We start from the raw sequence: 20,759 nt of genomic DNA, 5'->3' as shown, positions 1-20,759 counted from the left end.
AACGGTTTTATCCGTGGCGGCAGGGATACCAGGGGCGATCGCATCCTTTCTCGGGGTTCCTACAATCCAACCTCTGATTTTATAGAAGGAAAAAGGCAGGCAGGTTACTCCCTGTTGCCTTTTTCCTTTTGGCTTTGTATCTGTCGGTTTAAGCCAAAATTTATGTTCTCTTATCGTCCTAAAAACTAACAAGTTCATGAGCAATTATCACGTTTATGGCATCGGCAATGCCTTGGTGGATATGGAATATGAAATATCCCCGGAACTCATGGCCCAGATGCAAATCGAAAAAGGAGTGATGACCTTAATTGAGGAAGATCGGCATCATTCCATTCTTGAACAATTCAGCGATCGCCCTTGTAAAAAAACCTGTGGCGGTTCAGCAGCTAATACCATTATCGCAGTCAGCCAATTCGGGGGTAAAGGCTTTTATTCCTGTAAAGTTGCCCATGATGAAACCGGCACTTTCTATCTGGAAGACCTCCTCCGCAATGGCGTAGAGACCAACTTACAACATCAAACTCGACCGTCAGGGGTAACGGGAAAATGTCTGGTGTTCGTCACCCCGGATGCCGATCGCACCATGAATACTTATTTAGGCATTACCGGCAGTTTTGGCACAACGGAACTGGTTCCTGATGCAATTGCTGCATCGGAATATCTCTACATTGAAGGGTATCTCGTTAGTTCCCCCACCGGACAAACGGCTGCCATTAAAGCCCGAGAAATCGCCAGTCAATCGGGAGTAAAAACTGCCCTGTCTCTCTCGGATATCAATATGGTGAAATTCTTTAAACCGGGTTTGTTAGATATGATTGGACCCGGACTTGATTTTATCTTTGCCAACGAAAGTGAAGCCTTAACAATGGCTGAAACCGAAAGCCTGGATGGGGCCGTCACCCATTTAAAAACTCTTTCCAAACGCTTTGCGATTACCCTGGGTGCGAAAGGGTCTATCATTTTTGATGGAGAAAAACTTATCGAAATTCCGGCGATTTCCGTCCAGGCGATCGATACCGTAGGCGCTGGAGATATGTATGCCGGAGCCTTTTTGTATGGGATTACTCATGGAATGAGTGATGCAGAAGCAGGAAAATTAGCGGCTAAAGCAGCAGGGCGAATTGTCACCACCTACGGACCTCGGTTATTGAAAGAAGAGACGCGATCGCTCATCGCCGGATAATAGCAAAAGCAGGAAGGATGAAGTGGTAAAATTCATCCTTCCGCTTTCCGGGAGCCGAATTGATCACAATGGAGGACAACATGAGTCAGTCCAGACTTCCCCAGGCGATCGCCCAGATGATGCAGGGAGACTTTTATCCCCATCCGGTGCAAGAACCCGTCACCTTGATGCAAACCCATGCCTCGTTTATTCTGTTGACGGGAGATTATGTTTATAAAGTCAAAAAATCGGTTAATTTTGGCTTTTTAGATTACTCTACCCTGGAAAAACGCCATCATTTTTGCGATGAAGAGTTGCGCTTAAACCGACAGATTGCACCCCAGATGTATCTGGAAGTCGTGGCAGTCACTAAACAAGGCAGTGGATTGGAACTGAATGGGAATGGTGAATCCGTTGAATATGCTTTAAAAATGCGGCAGTTTCCTCAAGAGGCGTTATTAATTCATCAATTTGAGCAGGGTCAACTCACCCAAGAGCAGATGGAACAATTAGGCCAAGTTGTGGCTGAGTTTCATCGGCAAACGCCGACGAATGACTATATTAAAAGTTTTGGGGAGGTGGCTAAAATCCGGGTGGCGATCGATAATAATTACAAGCAATCCCAACTTTATATCGATGGACCCCAAACCCGCCAGCAATTTGAGGAAACCAAAGCCTACAGCGACTGTTTTTTTGCGGAACGATCTTCTCAGTTTGAGCAGCGAATGCAACTGGATAAAATTCGCGAATGTCACGGGGATTTGCATTTTAAAAATATTGCCCTGTGGGATAATCAGATTGTGCTGTTCGATCGCATTGAATTTAACGAAGCCTTTCGGTTTGTGGATGTTATGTATGATATTGGTTTTGCCGTCATGGATATGGAAGCTAGGGGACGACAGGACCTCGCCAACGGGTTTTTAAATACTTATTTGGAACAAACCGGCGACTGGCAAGGGTTGCAAGTGCTCCAATTATACTTAAGTCGGCAGGCGTATGTCCGAGCTAAAGTGACCTCGTTGATGTTGGACGATGCTAACATTGCCGAGGATGAGAAGGAAGAAGCAAGGGGAACTGCAGCCCATTATTATCAAGTAGCATGGCAGTACACACAACCTCGCCAAGGGCGATTAATTTTAATGTCCGGTTTATCCGGTTCGGGAAAAAGTACGATCGCCCGACAGTTAGCTAGGGCGACTGGGGCGATTCACATCCGATCAGATGCAGTCCGCAAGCATTTGGCAGGGATTTCCCTGCAGTCCAAAGGGGGTGATGAGATATACAGCCCAGAAATGACCGCCCAGACTTATGCTCGATTGTTAGAATTGGGGATAATGGTAGCAAGTGAGGGATGGACGGTGATTTTGGATGCCAAATATGACCGGCAAGGGTTGAGGGAAGAGGCGATCGGTGCCGCTAGAGACAGCGGATTGCCTTTGGAGATTTTGCATTGTACCGCTGCGATCGCCGTCTTGTGCGATCGGCTCAATCACCGCCAAGGAGATATTGCCGATGCCACTGCAGATCTCCTCGACAGCCAGCAACAAACTGCCGAACCGTTTTGTGAGAAAGAACTTCCATACCTTACATCCCTCGACACTACCGGCGATATCGAGGCCCAATTAAAACCACTTATCACCCAAATCAATCCCTAATTTTGCCCATTTTTTACCCCTCACAATTCGGAGAAAATATATGGCAAACTGGCAAAAAAAAAAGTGACAGCAACTGTCAAAAAACATCCCAAATCACCCAAAGAAAAAGGCATTTCTTTTGGGGTTAAAATGTGGATATTTTTCATGGTTATGTTTGGCTTTTTGGGGTATTCAACCGCTGTGAGTATTTTATTTGGGGTAGTTGGAGGGGGAGCAGCAGGACTCATCTATGCTTGGTGGCATATTACAGATATCCCCGAGCAAACCCCGGCCTCTGATGCCCAAAAAACCTTGGCTTATGTGACTGAGCAACGCTCTAAAATCAAGGAAAATCCAGATTTTAAAAGATAAAAGATTACGGTTCTTCTTAATGGGGTCTTGACCGGATCTATGGCCTCTATGCCTAATCTGGCTTGACTTTGTCTAATACATAATACAAAGACACCCTCTTTAGGGGGAATATTTTTGTACCTCTCTTCATTATAACTTTTAGATTTACCCATTAAAATGAATAAAAATGTTATTTGTGTAACATTTTATTTTACACAAATTTGTTAAACTTCAATGACAGTTTGAAGGAGGTTAAATTGTGGATTTTCTATCCGATACGTTAGTGTTATCGCGAATGCAGTTTGCGCTGACAGCTATTTTTCATATGCTGTGGCCGGTTCTGACTACCGGGATGTCAATTTATCTCGTAATTGTCGAGGGAATCTGGCTAAAAACGCGCAATAAAGACTACTATTACCATGCCCGATTTTGGTCAAAATTATTTGTCCTAAATTTTGGAATTGGGGTGTCATCGGGGATTCCGATGGGATTTCAATTTGGAACAAACTGGGCACCGTTTTCTGAAGCGGTGGGCAATTTTTTTGGCAGCGTCATTGGGTTTGAAGCATCCTGGGCGTTTATGCTAGAAGCGGCATTTTTAGGGATTATGGTGTTTGGTTGGGAACGGGTGAATTCAGGGATTCACTATTTGGCTACTATTTTAGTGGCGATCGGGTCCAATTTATCCACATTTTGGATATTAACTGCCAACTCCTGGATGCAAACCCCTGCCGGAGGAGAATTAGTGGATGGAAAATTCATAGTTCGAGATTATTTTGAAGCGATTACGAATCCCTTCATGGTGAACAGCGTGCTGCATATGTTTTTTGCCACCCTGGAAACCTCGCTGTTTGTGATTGGAGGAATTAGCGCCTGGTACATTCTTAAAAATCGCCATCATGAATTTTTTAGCAAGTCGTTTAAAATTGTGTTGGCAGCGGCGATCGCCGTGGCACCGTTACAACTCTATATCGGCCATTTAAGCGGTGAACAAGTCTATCACTATCAACCGGCCAAATTAGCCGCAATGGAAGCGCAATGGGAAACCATTCCGGCTGGACAAGGGGGCGATTGGAGTTTAGTGGCATTTCCGAATGAAAAAGCCCAGAAAAATGACTGGGAAATTACAGTTCCCAATGCCTTGGGATACATTCTGGAATTTAAAAAAGAACTCACCCTTCCTGTCAAAGGACTGAACGAATGGAAACCGGAGGACCGACCCCATTTAGTCGGGTTAATCTACTATGCATTTCGGACCATGATTGCCATCGGGTTCTTTTTAGCCGGTTTAATGCTAATTTCCGCCCTGCAATGGATGCGCGGGAAACTTTCTCCAGAAAATATTAGCCAACAAAGGTGGTTAATGGGAAGCTGGATTTTTGCCGCCCCCTTGGGATATATTGCCATTGAATCGGGATGGATTGTGCGCTGTGTGGGGAGGCAACCCTGGACCTTATATGGACAAATCCGCACTGTTGATTCGGTTTCTAATCTCCCGGCGAGTAATGTTTTAACGACCTTAACTGGGTTTGCGATCGTCTACAGCATTTTATTCTTCTGTGTCCTCTATTTTGGCAGCCGGATTATTCGTCGCGGACCCCGGTTTGACTTACCTATTCCTGGGATAGAACCGCAACCGGCGATGGACACAAAACCGGCAGAATTTCTACCCAATGAACGACCTGTCGAAACAAAACAATAGGAGCGATCGTGGAGACACTCAGTTATTTTTTACCCCTAGTTTGGTTTGGAATATTAGCCCTATTCCTGTTTCTTTACGTCATGTTGGACGGGTTCGATTTAGGGGTCGGAATTTTATCTCTGACGGCTTCATCGGAAGACAGACGCGGAATTCTCATGACGAGCTTGAGCAATATTTGGGATGCCAATGAAACTTGGCTGATTTTGATGGGAGGTGGTTTATTTGGGGGATTCCCCGTAGCGTATGCCACCATTCTTAGCGCGCTTTATATTCCCATTTTTGTGATGCTATTTGGGTTTATTTTTCGGGGTGTTGCCTTTGAGTTTCGAGAGCAATCTAACCGAAAATTATTGTGGAATTTGGCCTTTGGTGGCGGTAGTTTTCTCGCCGCACTCGGTCAAGGATTTGCCTTGGGTGCTGTCTTGAAAGGTATTGAAGTCGATAGCAATGGCCATTTTATTGGCAGCACTTGGGACTGGTTGAGTTGGCAATCCATTCTAGTTGCCTTAACTTTAATTCAAGGCTATGTACTAATTGGATCAACTTATCTGATTTGGAAAACTACGGGAGAACTCCAGGAAACCCACTATAAGACGGCAAAAATAGCATCCATAACGACTTTAATCGGCGCAGTTTTGATTACCATTGTCACCCCAATTTTTTATGAACAAGCCAGAACGCGCTTGTTTGAAGGACCCCAAGTTTATGTGTTTGCTCTGATTCCTTTACTGGGTGTGCTGTTAATTTGGCTATTGCTGAAAAGCTTGGATCGCAAACAGGAAAGAATGCCATTTATTTGGACAATTCTGCTTTTTGTCTTAACGTTTTTGGGCTTGGCCCTTGTGGTGTTTCCCTATATCATTCCTTCAAAAATCACCATCTATGAAGCAGCGGCAGATCCGAGTTCGTTAGTGATTATGATTGTGATGATAGGGGCGCTGATTCCCGTGATGTTGTTTTACAACCTCTATCAATATGTTGTATTCCGAGGCAAAGTCACCGGGGGATCTTATGAATAGTAGGTCAGGATTGCTTACCCTTACAACTCAAAAACTGAGTTTCTAATATATTTTGGACCCCAACCACCCAGAAACCGGGTTGTGAGCAATAACCCGGTTTCTAATTTTTCTCATACTACATACGGTATTTAAATGTCTATAAAAACTTCTTGTAGGGGCGCAATGCTTGCGCCCCTACAAATACAGATGAAACCCGGTTTCTAAACCCCACCCCAGACTCCAGAAACCCAGTTTCTGTCCCAATTTGTGAAACGGCGGCAAAAACTCTGGTAGAAACCCGGTTTCTAAACCCCACCCCAGACTCCAGAAACCGGGTTTCTGTCCCAATTTGTGAAAGGGCGGAAAAAACTCTGGTAGAAACCCGGTTTCTAACCTGTTTTCAGAGTGCCACAGAATAATATTTTCTTCTAAAAAGGCACAGAAAATAAGACGGGAAATTAAAGTCTAGCTAAGGCTAATTCGGGCATTAGTCGGGCTAAAACTTGCTTGAGGACCATTGCTGTCCAGTCGATATCTGCTGCGGTGGTTTGTCGTCCTAGGGTGAGGCGCAGGCCTGCGGTGGCTTCGGTGGGACTGTATCCCATTGCTAATAGGACGGGACTGGGGTTGAGTTTGCCGCTACTACAGGCGGATCCAGAACTGATGGCGATTCCGGCGAGGTTCATTTGCCGGACGATCGCCCTGCCGGAGATGGGTTGACTCCCTCGATGGTGAGCATCCTCCCGCAGACAGAAACTAACATGGTGCGGTAAGCGATGCAGCCGATCGCCGGTGGGGACGAGTTCCGGGGTATCCGCTAATAAGTCGAAAAGGCGATCGCGCAATTGGATTAATCTCGGGGTCTCCGTTGGCATTTCTTCCATCGCTAATTCTGCTGCCACCCCAAACCCAGCGATCGCCGGGACCGCCTGAGTCCCCGATCGCCGATTTGATTCTTGTCCCCCTCCCGTCAGCAACGGCACCAATTCCAACCCTTCCCGGACATACAGCGCCCCCGCCCCTTGAGGACCATAAATTTTATGACTAGATAAGGAGAGCAGATCCACCGGCAATTCTTGCACATTCACCGGCGATCGCCCGACAAGCTGCACCCCATCCACATGAAATAACACCCCTGCCGCGCGAGCGATCGCCCCCAATTCTTGAATCGGTTGCACCGTTCCCACTTCACTCTGTCCATAAATCACCGACACCAACACCGTATTTGAGCGTAGGGCAGATTTCAAGTCCTCGGGATTCACGCTTCCCAGGCGATCGACCGGCAACCGCGTCACCTGCCATCCCCACTGCTCTAGCAACTCTACGGTTTTACTGACAGCAGAATGTTCCACCTCAGAAATAATCAGATGCTGCGGGGTTGGGTAGTGACGAGTCACCCCGATGATAGCCAGGTTGTCCGCTTCCGTTCCGCCTGCGGTAAAAATCAGCGAATCCGCCTGTGCATTGATGAGACTACAGACCTGCATTCGAGCCTTTTCCACCACCGTTGCAGCTCTTTGCCCCCATTCATGGATACTCGAAGGATTCCCCCAATTCTGGGTGAGGGCATCTTGCATGGCGGCGATCGCAGGAGGTCGAGTCGGTGTGGTTGCGCTGTAATCTAAATAGATCTGCATGAGTTACTGAGCTTGAGGATAAGCCGCTACAGGGCTAATCTCTCGTGAGCCTTCATCCAGCAGCGACGGAGGGAGCGATCGCCTCTCCATCGGTCTTAAAGCTTCACGCTAATAACCCCAGAGAACTGGCGATCGCCATCTAAGCAGTTTATCAATCTTTTCATCAGTGCGATCGACAATTCACACTCCATTCACTCAGCACCCTTAACTCCCCGGCTTGCACACATTGTAATCTTCGTGTGACAATACCGATTCAGGAATCGTGACATTCCCCTCCTCTCGGCAGATCATCCGATAGTTTCGGGTAACCGGGATACTGATAATGCAGCGATTGTGACGGAGACGCTTTCCGCCAAACTCTCGATAATTACGGCGTTCGCGGAGCCCCTCGATAATATTCCGGGCTTTGTGAACCACGTAATCCGGTAACTCTCTCAAATCAATGGGGTCATGGTTAAAACTGGCTTCCCAGTCCATTTTTTGCTGTCGTTTTTCCGCCAGCGAACGTACCGCTTGCTCCTGGGCCTCTTGATCTTGAGCGCAACGGTGACAAACTTGACCATAACCCTTGTGACCGCATGGAAAGGTTCTTTTTCTTCTCGGCATAAAACACTGGTGTTGGTTTGTTTGGCCCAAACCTCCAACTTCAACTCGTGATGAGAGCTTATCCTCAACCCATAGCCTCTGGTCCATGCCAACTGTTTCTTGTTGCACGAACTTCCTCAGTCAGCAATAGATCTGATGTTACCCTAATCCCCGAGCCGAAACCTAATTTCGACCATATTTCCATGCCATCACCAGACATCCGTTAAGTCAACTAAATCCCTGCCGGTTCAACTGCTGAATTGAACCCTTAAAAATTTGTTGACGTGGATCCTCCCCTCGAAAGGGCAGAATAACCCATCCTGAATGCTATGATGCCGGACAAAGAGGGCGAAGACGATGGACAAATCTTTTTCAACAGATCGCAATTCTACCATGCGTTAGCACTCGCGACTCTCCACCGACACTTTTTCCTCAAGTCTTCTGTCTGCGTTCTCCCAATTCTCCTAATTCTCTCTAGTCGGGTCTTATGCTTCTACTGCTGATCCTACGAAAAACTCCACAACCTCCGCGATTCTGGGCCCTTCCGTGGTCAGTGTTTGTAGCGATTCTGGGCCTGATGGTAAGCGGTTGCAAAGAAGAAATTCAACCCACACTGCATCGACTCCCTCCCCTACCCCAAGATCCGTTTGTGGAGGTTTATTTTAACCAGAATCCGGTCCTGGATTACTCAGAACCTTACCGAGGCATCACTCGACCGGGGGATGATTTGGAACAGTTGATTGTGGATACCATCAATGGTGCCACATCCACAGTGGAGGTGGCAGTTCAAGAGTTGCAGTTGCCTAAGATTGCTCAGGCCCTCGCACAGAAGCATCAATCCGGTGTCAGGGTCCGGGTGATTTTGGAAAATACCTATAATCAAGCCCTCAGTGAGTTGACACCGCAGCAAGTCGCCCGTCTGGATGAACGCAACAAAGCGCGGTATGAGGAGTGGCGTCACCTGATTGATCGCAACCAGGATGGTTCTCTCAGTTCGGAGGAAATCGTCCAGGGGGATGCTTTAATCATTTTTAAAAATGCTGGGGTGCCGACGATTGACGATACGGCAGATGGTTCCAAAGGCAGTGGGTTGATGCACCATAAATTTGCGATCGCCGATGGTCGCATGGTAATCGTCACTTCGGCCAATTTTACCACCAGTGACATCCACGGAGATTTTCTCTCTCCCACCAGTCGCGGTAATCCCAATAATTTACTCAAAATATCGAGTTCGGAATTAGCCGGTTTATTTCAACAAGAGTTTAACTTAATGTGGGGGGATGGCCCAGGCGGTGAGTCGGATAGTCTCTTTGGAGTCCAAAAATCATTTCGCCCGAAGCAGTGGGTGAATTTGGGGGCGAGTTCGGTGGGGGTGCAATTTGCTCCGACGGGGGCGCGAGTTCCTTGGGCCCAGAGTGTCAATGGGGCGATCGCCAATACGTTGAACCAAGCGACTCAATCCGTGGACCTGGCCCTGTTTGTCTTCTCAAAACAGCAGTTAAGCGATACTCTTTATGCTCGTCATCAGACTGGGGTCCAAGTCCGTGCGCTTATTGATGCCAGTTTTGCCTATCGCAGTTATAGCGAAGGGTTGGACATGATGGGGGTGGCTTTACCCAATCAAAATTGTCAGTATGATCAGGGTAACCAACCTTGGTCTACTCCCCTGGATACGGTAGGCGTTCCCCAGTTACCTCCGGGCGATCGCCTTCATCATAAATTTGCCCTCTTGGACGATCGCACCGTGATCACCGGGTCTCATAACTGGTCCGCCGCCGCTAATTCTCGCAATGATGAGACCCTATTGGTCATTGACTCTCCCATCGTCGCAGCCCATTTTAGGCGAGAGTTTGAACGACTTTATAACACGGCTCGTTTGGGTTTACCCAGCCATATTGAGGCCAGAATCGAACAACAGATTCAGCAATGTGGCTCACCCACTCCGGTTCCCGCATTATCTCCATCGGCCCGAATCAATGTGAATCGCGCCACTCAGCAGGAGTTAGAGGAGTTACCCGGAATTGGTCCGGCTTTAGCCTCTCGGATGATTGCCACCAGGCAGCAGCAACCATTCACCTCAGTGGAGGATTTGCAACGGGTCTCCGGAATTGGTCCCACTCTATCAGAACGCTTGCGCGATCGGGTCACCTTTTAAGGGGAGTGGACCCCACCCTAACCCTCCCCTTGCCAAGGGGAGGGGACCGTCCGTGCAATTAATAATAAAGTAAATCACCTTGAACTTAAAAAACATACCCTTGTAAGTCCCCAATGACCAATGACCAATGACCAATGACCAATGACCAATGACCAATCTTGCCCTGAGCTTGTCGAAGGGGACCAATGACCAATGACCAATGACCAACAACCAATGACCAATAACCAATGACCAATGACCAACAACCAATGACCAATAACCAATGACCAATAACCAATGACCAATGACCAATGACCAAAAAAACGGAAGGGGACCTTCAATCGATCCCCTCCCGCATCTTCAACGCCAATAGCCTATTGCTATTAGCCATAGGTTAGCTGGCTAAATACTCTTGGACATTCGCTCGTCTGCGTCGTAGGTGAGCGAGAGCTTGATGTTCTAGCTGACGCACTCGTTCCCGGCTCAGACTGAGCTTTTCACCGACTTTGGCAAGGGACAATTCCCGCCCATCTTTCAGGCCAAATCGCAAAATAATCACATCGCGCTGCTGAGTGGTTAGTTCGGCCAAAAGGCTTTCTAAGTCTTCCCGCAGTAGTTCTTGGGTGATGTAATTTTCCGGAGAAGCGTCTGCGTCCTCTAAGAGGTCTTGCAGTTCGGTGTCTTGGTTATCTCCCACTCGCAGATCCAGGGAAACGGGCTGACGTGCCATTAAGAGATATTCCCGAATCTGTGCCGGTTCTAAATCCAGTGCTTCGCCAATCTCCGACGGGGAAGGACTCCGCCCTAAGCTTTGGGTGAGTTCCCGTTGCACTTTCTTGATTTTGTTGAGTTTTTCGGTGATGTGAATCGGCAGGCGGATGGTCCGCGCTTGTTGGGCGATCGCCCGGGTAATCGCCTGACGAATCCACCAGTAGGCGTAGGTGGAGAATTTATATCCCCGCATCGGGTCGAATTTCTCTACACCCCGCTCTAATCCGAGGGTTCCTTCTTGGATCAAGTCCAAGAATTCTAGGTTGCGCTTCTGGTATTTCTTGGCGATCGCCACCACCAGGCGCAGGTTCGCTTCAATCATCTTTTGCTTGGATCGCCGACCGATTTTTACCAAGTTCTTGAGATCACTGACGCTTTGTCCAACCCCCTCGGCCCATTCTTCTTCCGTAGGTTCGCGTTTGAGCTTCTTCTCTAGCGCTTCTTTGGCTTCCAAAAACGCCATCAGTTGCTGCACTTGCTTCCCAAAGACAATTTCTTGCTCGTGGGTCAGCAACGGCACACGACCAATTTCATGTAAATACGAACGAATGGTATCAGTAGAATCGCTTTGTCGTGCGCCCATATAAGTTTGCTTAACAGTCGTTGGCCGAGATTTGATTGTGGGCATTTTGCAGTTCTCCAAACGAAATACATTCTTATGCGTAGCAAGCACTCGCCCCACTCAACGGGTAGCATTTCGCGGTTTGGTCTCACTGACTGGGTTACATCCTCCTCGCGATTTGGGTCAGGGCCTTACAGATGCCTGTTCGGGGGGGCTTTTCCGCTGCACCAGACCGGGGGTGATGCCTAGTCAACTCAAAGTCGTTATGATTTTGACTTCTTCTATCTTATGTCAGATCTACAATTGAGTAAAGGGTTATTGAGATTAGAGTCAGTCCTAGTCACCTTAAAGTTTCCTTAATATTCCCGTTTCCCGGGTCAACGAGGATTTGAGAGATTCAATCTAAGGGAAGTGAAAGAAGAGGGATTTTAGATTTCAAATTAGAAACTAGGGGATAGGCATTAACCGTTAAATACCCTAGGATCGCGTTTCTAGTTTTAGGTCTTTTGTACCAATTTACTTCCACGATATTCTCCTCTATTTACAGATCGTGCACTATTTCACTCGCCTTTAACAGCGTCTTCAATAGGGCAATCTCCGTACTTTTAAACCCGAGTAAGAGGGGGGTTTCCCCACTGAATGAGAGAGCTTGCTACTTAGTACCCTGAGTTTACCACCTACCTTTCTTGACCTGAATCCTGCTGCGGGAGTAGGCAATGGGATAAATTTTTTAGAAAAACTTTACTTCTAGCTTTTTCGCAAATGCGTCCCGCTGTGACTGGATGAGTCTCCTTTCCTTTTGGACTGGGTTTGAAGGTTTAGGGTTCACTCAAAGAGCATCTCTATCTCTCTACAGAGTGATGTTCCTTGTGGTGTTCCTTCGTTAGGGGCAAGCCCCTCTACCTATGCTACAACAATAATACAATTTTGGCAATCAGCAAAAATACTCACCAGGGGTAGAGAAAAAACTATGGGTAAGGCGATCGCGGATTGATTTTTGCACCCAAAGCCTCTTGATAGAAGCATCAGTCTCAAAGATAGAACCCGTGATTTCTCCTGGCGAGCTCAAACTCTTGCATCAGCTTATAAACACCTGCATTCCTTTGGATAAAACGTCCTTCTGGAGAGTTAATCGCGTGAGAAACTCTCTATACATGAGTTTACCCAGTTTCTCCCGAAAAAACTACACCGATCGCCATCAACTAAAATGATATAATTCATCCAAAATACTTGTGAATCAAAAGAAAAATTTATCAATCCCCTTCAGGGACGAAAACCATAGGAAAACGCAGAAAATAACCTCTATCTATTGGCATAGATTTTCCGAAAACGAGCATTCCAAAGTCGCAACTCAAGTGGATGATCGGCTGTCTGAACTCTCTAGCCTTTGCGATCGCCTGTGGGTACAGAGCGTATGGAGGCAGTCACCCTGGGTTTCTGAGGCAGATTTTGGGCAATATAGCAGATTTCAGAACCCTGACCCCGAACCCCTCTCCCTGAGCCCTGAACCCTGAGCCCTGAGCCCTGAGCGGGTCGAAGGGTCGAAGGGTCGAAGGGTCGAAGGGGGGCCGCCATCGGTTTGGGGCTTACAAGAGTAGGTTTTTTAAGCTTAAGAGCAGCGACGGTTCCCGGACCTGTGTCTTGGTCCTGGTTAGGGTGGGGTGTCGGCGGTGACGTGACGATCGCCTCAAGCCCGATTAAAAAATCTAAAATGGTATGATGCTCTTGTCTTAAAGCAATCAAAGCCTTCAACCATTTGTGAAACCAAGCGTTCAACTAATTTTTAAGGGGTTACAGGAATTCGGTCGGTGGGTTCTTGTGGTCATCTGGAACCTGCTAGTTAACCTGTTTTGGCTGGGGATTCAGCTAATTGAATTGTTGCTGTGGGCATTTTCAGAACTCCGGATGTGGATACAGCGATCGCTCATGCAAGTCAAGGAAGCGATCGCCCAGAGAAATTTCATGATTTTACTCTTCCCCTTCAAATGGCTACTGCTGGGGATGTGGCAATTCGCCTTTCAAGGCTTCTGGTTGTTGATCCATCTGATTGAATTGATTGTCTGGTATATTACCCATTTGCCAACACTGGCCCGTACCGTTCCAGCCTTGGGAAATTCCATTGGCAAGTCAGGCATTTCTAAACCCAGGCTACAGTCAATTCCGCCGGAGGATCCGCCCCGGAAGCAACCCGGGAGACTGCCTCAAGAGTTCTATCGGGCGATCGCATTAATTGCCCTGTGCCTAGCCGTCCTTCCCTTGGTAACATTCCTCCCCTTTCCCCATCCCTTTGAAGGCAGTATTCTGGTAGAAGAACTCAGCTTTAGATATGGAGAATCACCCCAAAGTGTTGTTTTATTTGAAGGGATAAGCGGGTTGCGTCAGATGGCGATCGCCGGGGAACAAAACTTCACTTTAACCGGACGATTTGAGAATGCCAATGATCCGCGATTGAATCAGTTATCCAGCCTCACCGTTGATCTGCCCACTGCCGAGAGTGAATGGGAAATCACGCCCGTTGAAGCCGATCGCCGCAGTGAACTGACGCTCAGACGCTTATGGTTAAGACAACATACCTTAGTCGAACAGTTGAGTTATGATCGCGGTCGTCTCCATCTTGTCTTGCAACCAGCGATTCGTCCCAATGTGCTAGAACTCGACTTGGGCAATCAGCCGTTGCTTGTTCGTTTAAGAGGATATCAAATTACCGAACTTCAGTCCGGGAGTAGTCGCCCCAACCTCGATACTCCCTTAGAATTTACCTGGATTCCCGAGGAAAAACGGCTAACTTTAACCTTGAGAGAACAAGCAGCGATCGCGGCGATCGTTCCGTCACCCTCGCCTCAATGGATACCAGGTAATCTAAATGTGGAAGATGTGCGATTTTACCGCAGGCAAAGAGCACAAACGGCTACAGATACAAAGGTCTATGAGTCTACTGCGATCGCCGGTCAGATTCGGATGGCAAGGCAATCACTCCAAATATCACAAAACGATTTTTTAATGGGAGAAACATCCGAGGATTTAGAGATTCAAAAACTTGACACCCTCGCACTTGTCCCTTATAATCCCGAAGAAAATACCAGAGTAGGCATTCAAGTTGGATTTTCAGGAACCGAAACCCAGATTCAAGTCGGTCCCGAACCCACGGTTTCAACAGATCGCATACAGGGTAACTTCTTGAATCAATGGTTCTCTCAAGAGACTTTGTTAGCCTTAATTCCAGTCTGGACAGTTTGGGTGGGTTTTTTAATCTATTGGGTGGTTAAGAATTTCTCAAAAATTGTGAATAATTTCTCAAAAATTGTGTGAATTTGGGATAAAATAACGGCAAAAGCAAAGGGAGCATTTTGCTCCCTTTGCTGAATTCTAAATTCTATCGAGATATCTGATTTAGATGCCCTCTAGCGCATTGTTTGTAGCAGTCTGAGCCTCATAGAATTGAGGAGTGGGAGCATCTGGCTCCCTTAGAGTCGTAGGGAGCAAGATGCTCCCACTCCATCAGTGTAATGGCTCAATTGCTGTAAGACTCGCTATCAAACCTAACTTAAATCTGAAGGGGGCTTTTGTAATTCCCCATCTTCGAGATAGAGAATGCGATCGGCCACATCCAGAATGCGCGGATCGTGAGTGACCATTAAGACCGTGCTACCCCCTTCTTTTGCCAATTTGCGAAGCAGTTCGATAACGGCATGACCACTATGAGAATCTAGAGCTGCCGTGGGTTCATCGGCCATAATTAACTGGGGATGACCTGCCAAAGCACGGGCGATCGCCACCCGTTGTTTTTGTCCACCGGATAAATCCCGAGGCAACTGATTAACTTTCTCTCCCAAACCCACTTGTTCCAGAAGATGCTGCGCTTCGAGGTGAGCATTGCGTCCCCGAATTCCTTTCAAATTCAGCGCCACTTCCACATTTTCCGTCGCCGTGAGTGCCGGAAATAAATTAAAACCTTGAAAAATAAAGCCAATATTATCTCGGCGAAACCGGGATAATTCAGCCCGGGACATCCAGGTAATTTCTTCGCCGAGTAATTTAACCGTTCCCGCTGTTGGGGTTAGCATCCCAGCCAAAATTGAGAGCAAGGTCGTTTTGCCCGAACCCGATGGTCCCATCAAAAGTTGAATATCTCCGGGACGGACTTCCAAATCAATCCCTTTAAGGGCATGAAACTCCTCGGAACCAGACTCGAAGACCATCTTGACGCCTCTAGCTTTAATCGCGCCCATTGTTGTCGATGCCGCTGTTGATGCAGCTAACGAGGGTGCAATCACCTGAGTGGAGAGATTTCTCATAGATTTATAAGTTAAGAGGATGCCCGATCGCATTCTGGCACTCGTCCATCACCCTAGTCTAATTGTTTGTGCCACTTTTAAAATCGTCATCCCCCGATCGGTCTGAGTAATTATGACCAATCTCCCCAAGAATTGCAACCTAGGCTTTAAAAACAATCGCTGGATCGACTCGGTTAATTTTCTGAATGGCAAAAATTGCAGAAGATACACACATCACCACCGTAATCCCAAATACCCCAACAGCAGTCCCCGGTGAAATCAGAATAGTCAATCCCTGGGCCGCCAGCGCCCATGATTGGATCCCCCAACACAGCATCATTCCTGGCAGGTATCCTAACACAGCCATCCACAGCGCCTGTTCAATAATCACCCCATAAATCACGCTCTGGGAGGCCCCCATCGCCTTCAGGGTGCCAAATTCTTTGATGTGATCCGAGACAGAAGCGTACAGAATCTGTCCAACAACCACCATCCCGACCATCACCCCCACCCCGGCCCCCAAACTCAGCACAAAGCCAATTCCCGTCCGATCTTGCCAATAAACGCGGTTGAGTTGGGCCATTTCTTCCTGAGTATAAGCGCGGGTATAGGGCAATGCCTCTTGTAGTCTCTCTTTGAGTTCCTGCAAATTTTGTCCCGGTTCAGCTTTCACCAAAATATAGGTGATCGGGTCATCCTCTGTTAAGGGTTCTGGATCCTCTTGGACTTCAGAAGCCGCCTCTTCACTGGGACGAGTCGTCGTGAAGGCATTGGCATTATCTAAAGAAGCGAAAATATAGGGACTCGCCACAATCGATTGAGTGTCATGGGTGAATCCCACAACCGTGGCGGAAAATGCCCCGACTTCCACTTTGTCCCCCAGCCATGACACCTTCAGGGTATCAAAGCTCGCTTCATCCACAAACATGGTGTAGGGTCTGTGGAGGTCGCGATCGCTGCCTCGGACAATCTGTCCCGGTACAAAGAGTTCGCCATCTGGGTCAAATCCAAACACCCGGACATGGTTGATATGCCCCGTTGAATCTCGCCACAAGGTCCCCTGGACGATCAGCGCTTCCGCTTGGGCGACCCCTTCCACTTCTTGAGCCTCGCTCAATCGCTTGTAGGGCATATGCAGGGTCATTTCTAAGGTTTCCATATCCTGGGAACTGACCCAAATATCCGCTGGAGAATAGTCCACCAGTAAGGCTGTTGAGCGCATGACCCCTTTAAAGATTCCAGTTTGAATGGTAATCAAACTCACCGCAAACATGATGCCTGCTTGGGCGACGAGAAAGCGTGGGAGATCTTCAAATAGGTTTTTTCGGGCTATTGAAGGCATATCAAAAGAATGATGATAAACAAGGGTTAGGTAATGGGGGTTTGGTAACCGGGGATGGGGGATGGAAAGAGAAAATAGAGAAATTTTCTCGGTAAATAGTGAATGGAGGATTCTAAATTTCTCCTTCTTTGTTCCCGTGGGGTTAAGCCGATTTAGGGTAAAGTGGCTATTTTTTTAAGGGTTGATGATTTAGAAATCCCTCGGATTGTTTGTTATTGTAGTCGTGAACTGGAGCAAGTGTTACTCAATCCTTCTGTCTCAGGGTGAAGTGACCTTCAGTGTTTTCAATTGAATCGGTTGTTCGGAGTGGGGACAAGCTTTGGGAAAGGACATTGCTTTTGGCTGTGGAGAATGTATGAATTAGCAACCAGGGCGATCCATTGACGATCGCCCTGGTTGCTAATCGGGTTTGGGGTTGATTTGATGCTTTATCTTGCTATTATAACGCAAAAAATCCGAGGGTTAAAGGAATTCTTTTAAAAACTCAAAAGCTTGCTCGTCCCAACAGGGTGCGGGAGACAAGAAGCTCAAACAAAGAAGAACATCGGCTTGGATGGCTTCGATCTCTTCGTCCTCGAATAGTTCGGCTAAGGCTTGAGTATCTCGTTCTTTTAGGGCAGACAAGGGTTCGGCTGTCCCGGTGGAGAAATCACAGGAATTGGCGGTAAAATCGGATCTGGCGATCGCTCCTAAGTCTGATAGGGCTTCAATTTTGCTTGATAAAAAACGCCGCCACTTTCTTGATGGTTTGGAGACTGTTGCCTTTTTACTAAATTCAATCAGTTGGGTAAGAAAGGGATCCCTGGAGTTGGTAGATGAACTCATAATTGGGGAAGGGATGTTAAAATTCCCGCGCTTACCCCCAACGGGGTGCGCGGATGTGCAATCAAGCTGATGGGAGAGTTTCTCAAGAGAGGATGGCGACAATCCAGGCTGCGATCTGATCGACCTCTGAATGCAGGATTGAGCCGATTTTCGATTCTTTATCCTTTTTTAATCTTTAAAGCGCTATCAATCAGACACTGGGGAACCGGAGATCGCTCACCGGATACCCTGGCATTGGCGATCAAGCCGCCTCGAACTGGCAGGATAAATGCTTCAAATGCTTATCCCCTCTGAGTTTTTGATGTTGATGCACCCTAAACTGAGCGATCGCACTGATTCTATGGCGATCGCGCTTAAATCTGCTCGGCCTGTGTAGGCAATTTTAACTCACTCAATTCAACGGCAAAGATATCGGCAAACGCTGTGGCGATTTGCTGGCGCACCCGATCAGGGTTAATCCCCTCTACAAATTCAGCCAAACTACCCACGGGTTTGTTGGCAATCCCACAAGGGACTATTTGTTCAAATCCTTTTAAATCCGGGCAAACATTCAGCGCAAAACCGTGCATCGTAATCCATCGACTGACTTTAATCCCGATCGCCGCTATTTTTCGCCCCTCCAGCCAAACTCCGGTCAACCCCGTCAGGCGATCGCCCTTTAAGCCATACTCAGCCAACACCTGAAGAATCACCTCTTCAAGCTGCCGCAAATACCAGTGCAAGTCCGTCTGGTAATATCGCAGATTCAAAATCGGGTAACCCACGATTTGACCCGGACAATGATAAGTGACCTCACCCCCACGCTCCACCCGATGCAGTTCCACATCGCTACAGGTGGGGTCAAACTTGAGAAATTCTAAACTCGCCCCTTTTCCCAGGGTATAAACCGGAGGATGTTCCAGCAAAATCAAGACATCCTCTAACTCTGGATTTGACCGTCGGGCAGCCACCAGAGACTGCTGCCAGGTCCAAGCGTCCCGATAGGGGAGGCGATCGAGATTGTAGAACCCACAACGCCGACGAGGGGAACGGGTTTCAAAAGCATTGGCTAGACTACTACTATATATCATCCAAAAAAGCAAGGGGTTTTTGGCAGAAAATTAGGCAAAAATCAGGGTGGAAATCCGGATAACTACTATAGCCCAGGCTAACTGGATTGTCATTCCGTAACGTATTGCAACGAATTTTAAAGAGATGACAAAATTCGGTGTAATTCTCAATACAAGGTGGTAGTCTGAAAGGTAAGGAGTTGAATTACAGCACAGGAGGGGTTTCCCAAAAGCCATCTATTATAAAACGCAGAAGACCATTTAGTTGACTAATCCAGTACCCTAAGTGGCCTTGTCCCCGAGGACAGGATTTCTGGAACCCTTCCACTCAAGTCTCCAAGACTTACAATTTTGGGTCTTGATTGCTATAATCATCTTCATTATCGACAGAACCTGCTGACCAACTGGCACATCAGACTTTGAAGCTCGTACCATCGCAGTTGATGACGAGTGATCCACAGTCCCATGTGACTCCGGTGACTGAAGGGCGATCGCCCAACCCATTTCCCAACCGCGATGCCTCAAAGATCTGCCGTAATTTATGGGCAACTCAGGGCAGAGTAATTCCACCCTTTCAAGGGTAGTCAACCTTGATAAGTTTTGGCTCCGTTCTTAAGCGAGCGAAACGCCAAAAACGGGCAAAAGAACTAATGTTAGGAAAGCGGCATTACCCGCCCCGCTTTCCCTCCGTCTATTATTAGAAATTGGGCATGGAGATATGCATATTTCGCTTTTTTTATCATCCCTCCAAACCCTAATATCTAAACCATTAATACGATGGAGTCTTCAGTGGGAAGATTGATTATGAAGCTTGTTATCCACGGCAAAAATATTGAAATAACCGAGGCCATTCGCGAGTACGTCAACCAAAAGGTTGAAAAAGCAGTGAGTCACTTTCAAAACTTGACCACACAAGTAGATGTCCATCTATCTGTGGCCAAAAATCCTCGGAACAATTCTAAACAAACTGCTGAAGTAACCATTTTTGCAAATGGTACGATCATTCGCGCTGAAGAGAGCAGTGAAAATCTGTACGCAAGCATCGATTTAGTCGCTGATAAAATCGCTCGCCAATTGCGTAAGTACAAAGAAAAACGTCACACTCAGAAAATTCAAGCGCCAGACACGCTTAATGAAACGCTTCTCGAAGAGCAACCCCTGGTCGAGGACCTCATTGGCGATCGCACCCCAGAACTTCCCGAGGAAGTGGTGCGAACCAAATATTTTGCCATGCCTCCGATGAGTGTTCTCGATGCCTTGGAACAACTGCAACTCGTGGATCACGACTTCTATATGTTCCGCAATGCCGACAGCGGTGAAATTAATGTGATTTACGAACGCAACCACGGCGGTTACGGCGTTCTGCAACCCCGCAATGGCAATGGTCACACCAAAAACGGCAAAACAAACGCTACCACCAGCAAATCTAACCCGGCCAAAGTATGACCTCCCTTAGATTGGTTCTTTGATCGGTTGTCAGAACTCTGTCTAGCCCCAAATAAAAAGCGCCCCCAAATTGGAGGCGCTTTTTTATTCTTTTCTGAGATTAACCATTGATAGAAGGAGCAGTCAAAGCAACCGGAGTCGCTTCGCCAGCAGCCAAATCAAGGGGGAAGTTGTGAGCATTACGCTCGTGCATCACTTCCATACCCAGGTTAGCCCGGTTAATCACATCAGCCCAGGTATTGACCACACGACCCGTAGAGTCAATGATGGACTGGTTGAAGTTAAAT

The 20,759-nt window shown here is 47.4% G+C and carries 16 protein-coding genes and 1 pseudogene; 9 read left to right on the top strand and 8 right to left on the bottom strand.

Features of this window, described 5'->3' with window-relative positions; genetic code table 11:
* The first annotated feature begins 196 nt into the window (after positions 1 to 196).
* The 5 genes from J0895_RS10435 to cydB all read left to right on the top strand — a co-directional run bounded on the left by J0895_RS10435 (position 197) and on the right by cydB (position 5,868).
* Positions 197 to 1,183: an adenosine kinase gene (locus J0895_RS10435; RefSeq protein ID WP_207088037.1), complete on the top strand. Its 987-nt coding sequence runs from the start codon at positions 197 to 199 to the stop codon at positions 1,181 to 1,183.
* Positions 1,184 to 1,263: 80 nt separating this feature from the next.
* The gene (locus tag J0895_RS10430) at positions 1,264 to 2,817 is read left to right on the top strand and encodes a bifunctional aminoglycoside phosphotransferase/ATP-binding protein (protein WP_207088036.1); all 1,554 of its coding nucleotides are present in this window, start codon (positions 1,264 to 1,266) and stop codon (positions 2,815 to 2,817) included.
* A 63-nt stretch (positions 2,818 to 2,880) separates the two neighbouring features.
* A complete protein-coding gene (locus J0895_RS10425; RefSeq protein WP_207088035.1) occupies positions 2,881 to 3,168 on the top strand; it encodes a hypothetical protein in 288 nt (95 codons plus the stop codon).
* Positions 3,169 to 3,406: 238 nt separating this feature from the next.
* Positions 3,407 to 4,849 (top strand): cytochrome ubiquinol oxidase subunit I, encoded by a 1,443-nt coding sequence (locus tag J0895_RS10420; RefSeq protein ID WP_207088034.1) that lies wholly within the window; start codon positions 3,407 to 3,409, stop codon positions 4,847 to 4,849.
* An 8-nt stretch (positions 4,850 to 4,857) separates the two neighbouring features.
* Positions 4,858 to 5,868, top strand: coding sequence for a cytochrome d ubiquinol oxidase subunit II (gene cydB, locus J0895_RS10415; RefSeq protein WP_207088033.1), 1,011 nt, complete (start codon positions 4,858 to 4,860; stop codon positions 5,866 to 5,868).
* 437 nt (positions 5,869 to 6,305) lie between these two features.
* Here cydB and J0895_RS10410 read toward each other — a convergent pair whose 3' ends face one another.
* The gene (locus tag J0895_RS10410; protein WP_207088032.1) at positions 6,306 to 7,484 is read right to left on the bottom strand and encodes a cysteine desulfurase family protein; all 1,179 of its coding nucleotides are present in this window, start codon (positions 7,482 to 7,484) and stop codon (positions 6,306 to 6,308) included.
* A 204-nt stretch (positions 7,485 to 7,688) separates the two neighbouring features.
* Positions 7,689 to 8,090 carry a DUF7682 family zinc-binding protein gene (locus J0895_RS10405; protein ID WP_207088031.1) on the bottom strand — a complete coding sequence of 134 codons (402 nt, stop codon included), beginning with the start codon at positions 8,088 to 8,090 and terminating at the stop codon, positions 7,689 to 7,691.
* A gap of 556 nt (positions 8,091 to 8,646) precedes the next feature.
* On the opposite strand from J0895_RS10405, the gene J0895_RS10400 reads away from it, so the two are divergent.
* Entirely contained in the window at positions 8,647 to 10,224 is a 1,578-nt protein-coding gene (locus tag J0895_RS10400) for a phospholipase D-like domain-containing protein (RefSeq protein ID WP_242541188.1), read from the top strand.
* 373 nt (positions 10,225 to 10,597) lie between these two features.
* On the opposite strand, the gene J0895_RS10395 is transcribed toward J0895_RS10400, so the two are convergent.
* Entirely contained in the window at positions 10,598 to 11,602 is a 1,005-nt protein-coding gene (locus J0895_RS10395; RefSeq protein WP_277989817.1) for an RNA polymerase sigma factor, RpoD/SigA family, read from the bottom strand.
* A 1,692-nt stretch (positions 11,603 to 13,294) separates the two neighbouring features.
* Here J0895_RS10395 and J0895_RS10390 point away from each other — a divergent pair.
* On the top strand, positions 13,295 to 14,845 hold the full coding sequence (locus J0895_RS10390; protein WP_207088029.1) for a hypothetical protein: 1,551 nt from the start codon (positions 13,295 to 13,297) through the stop codon (positions 14,843 to 14,845).
* Between the two features lie 230 nt (positions 14,846 to 15,075).
* Here the strand turns inward: J0895_RS10390 and J0895_RS10385 are convergent, their stop codons facing one another.
* The 4 genes from J0895_RS10385 to lipB form a co-directional block, all read right to left on the bottom strand.
* Complete coding sequence (locus tag J0895_RS10385) at positions 15,076 to 15,765, bottom strand: ABC transporter ATP-binding protein (protein WP_242541189.1); 690 nt, start codon at positions 15,763 to 15,765, stop codon at positions 15,076 to 15,078.
* A gap of 205 nt (positions 15,766 to 15,970) precedes the next feature.
* On the bottom strand, positions 15,971 to 17,152 hold the full coding sequence (locus tag J0895_RS10380; protein WP_207088027.1) for an FtsX-like permease family protein: 1,182 nt from the start codon (positions 17,150 to 17,152) through the stop codon (positions 15,971 to 15,973).
* 462 nt (positions 17,153 to 17,614) lie between these two features.
* Positions 17,615 to 17,977 (bottom strand): hypothetical protein, encoded by a 363-nt coding sequence (locus tag J0895_RS10375; RefSeq protein ID WP_207088026.1) that lies wholly within the window; start codon positions 17,975 to 17,977, stop codon positions 17,615 to 17,617.
* 353 nt (positions 17,978 to 18,330) lie between these two features.
* Entirely contained in the window at positions 18,331 to 19,047 is a 717-nt protein-coding gene (lipB, locus tag J0895_RS10370) for a lipoyl(octanoyl) transferase LipB (protein ID WP_207088025.1), read from the bottom strand.
* A gap of 422 nt (positions 19,048 to 19,469) precedes the next feature.
* Between lipB and J0895_RS10365 the strand changes: the two genes are divergently transcribed.
* A complete protein-coding gene (locus J0895_RS10365) occupies positions 19,470 to 19,610 on the top strand; it encodes a hypothetical protein (protein WP_207088024.1) in 141 nt (46 codons plus the stop codon).
* Between the two features lie 220 nt (positions 19,611 to 19,830).
* Positions 19,831 to 20,472 carry a ribosome hibernation-promoting factor, HPF/YfiA family gene (gene hpf / locus J0895_RS10360; protein WP_207088023.1) on the top strand — a complete coding sequence of 214 codons (642 nt, stop codon included), beginning with the start codon at positions 19,831 to 19,833 and terminating at the stop codon, positions 20,470 to 20,472.
* Positions 20,473 to 20,572: 100 nt separating this feature from the next.
* Here hpf and J0895_RS10355 read toward each other — a convergent pair.
* Positions 20,573 to 20,759, bottom strand: a pseudogene (locus tag J0895_RS10355) (photosystem II q(b) protein); the annotation flags it as partial.

It is taken from the genome of Phormidium pseudopriestleyi FRX01, from assembly GCF_017313335.1.
GTDB lineage: Bacteria > Cyanobacteriota > Cyanobacteriia > Cyanobacteriales > Laspinemataceae > Laspinema > Laspinema pseudopriestleyi.
Note: the sequence above shows the minus strand (reverse complement) of the source record. Positions and strands in the feature narration are given on the sequence as shown.

Bases quoted from the DNA above. Each gene is read 5' to 3' on its own strand.
- lipB (WP_207088025.1), bottom strand. From the start codon at position 19,047: ATGATATATAGTAGTAGTCTAGCCAATGCTTTTGAAACCCGTTCCCCT.
- J0895_RS10395 (WP_277989817.1), bottom strand. From the start codon at position 11,602: ATGCCCACAATCAAATCTCGGCCAACGACTGTTAAGCAAACTTATATG.
- J0895_RS10365 (WP_207088024.1), top strand. From the start codon at position 19,470: ATGACGAGTGATCCACAGTCCCATGTGACTCCGGTGACTGAAGGGCGA.
- J0895_RS10400 (WP_242541188.1), top strand. From the start codon at position 8,647: ATGGTAAGCGGTTGCAAAGAAGAAATTCAACCCACACTGCATCGACTC.
- J0895_RS10430 (WP_207088036.1), top strand. From the start codon at position 1,264: ATGAGTCAGTCCAGACTTCCCCAGGCGATCGCCCAGATGATGCAGGGA.
- J0895_RS10385 (WP_242541189.1), bottom strand. From the start codon at position 15,765: ATGGGCGCGATTAAAGCTAGAGGCGTCAAGATGGTCTTCGAGTCTGGT.
- J0895_RS10435 (WP_207088037.1), top strand. From the start codon at position 197: ATGAGCAATTATCACGTTTATGGCATCGGCAATGCCTTGGTGGATATG.
- J0895_RS10405 (WP_207088031.1), bottom strand. From the start codon at position 8,090: ATGCCGAGAAGAAAAAGAACCTTTCCATGCGGTCACAAGGGTTATGGT.
- J0895_RS10410 (WP_207088032.1), bottom strand. From the start codon at position 7,484: ATGCAGATCTATTTAGATTACAGCGCAACCACACCGACTCGACCTCCT.
- J0895_RS10380 (WP_207088027.1), bottom strand. From the start codon at position 17,152: ATGCCTTCAATAGCCCGAAAAAACCTATTTGAAGATCTCCCACGCTTT.
- hpf (WP_207088023.1), top strand. From the start codon at position 19,831: ATGAAGCTTGTTATCCACGGCAAAAATATTGAAATAACCGAGGCCATT.
- J0895_RS10375 (WP_207088026.1), bottom strand. From the start codon at position 17,977: ATGAGTTCATCTACCAACTCCAGGGATCCCTTTCTTACCCAACTGATT.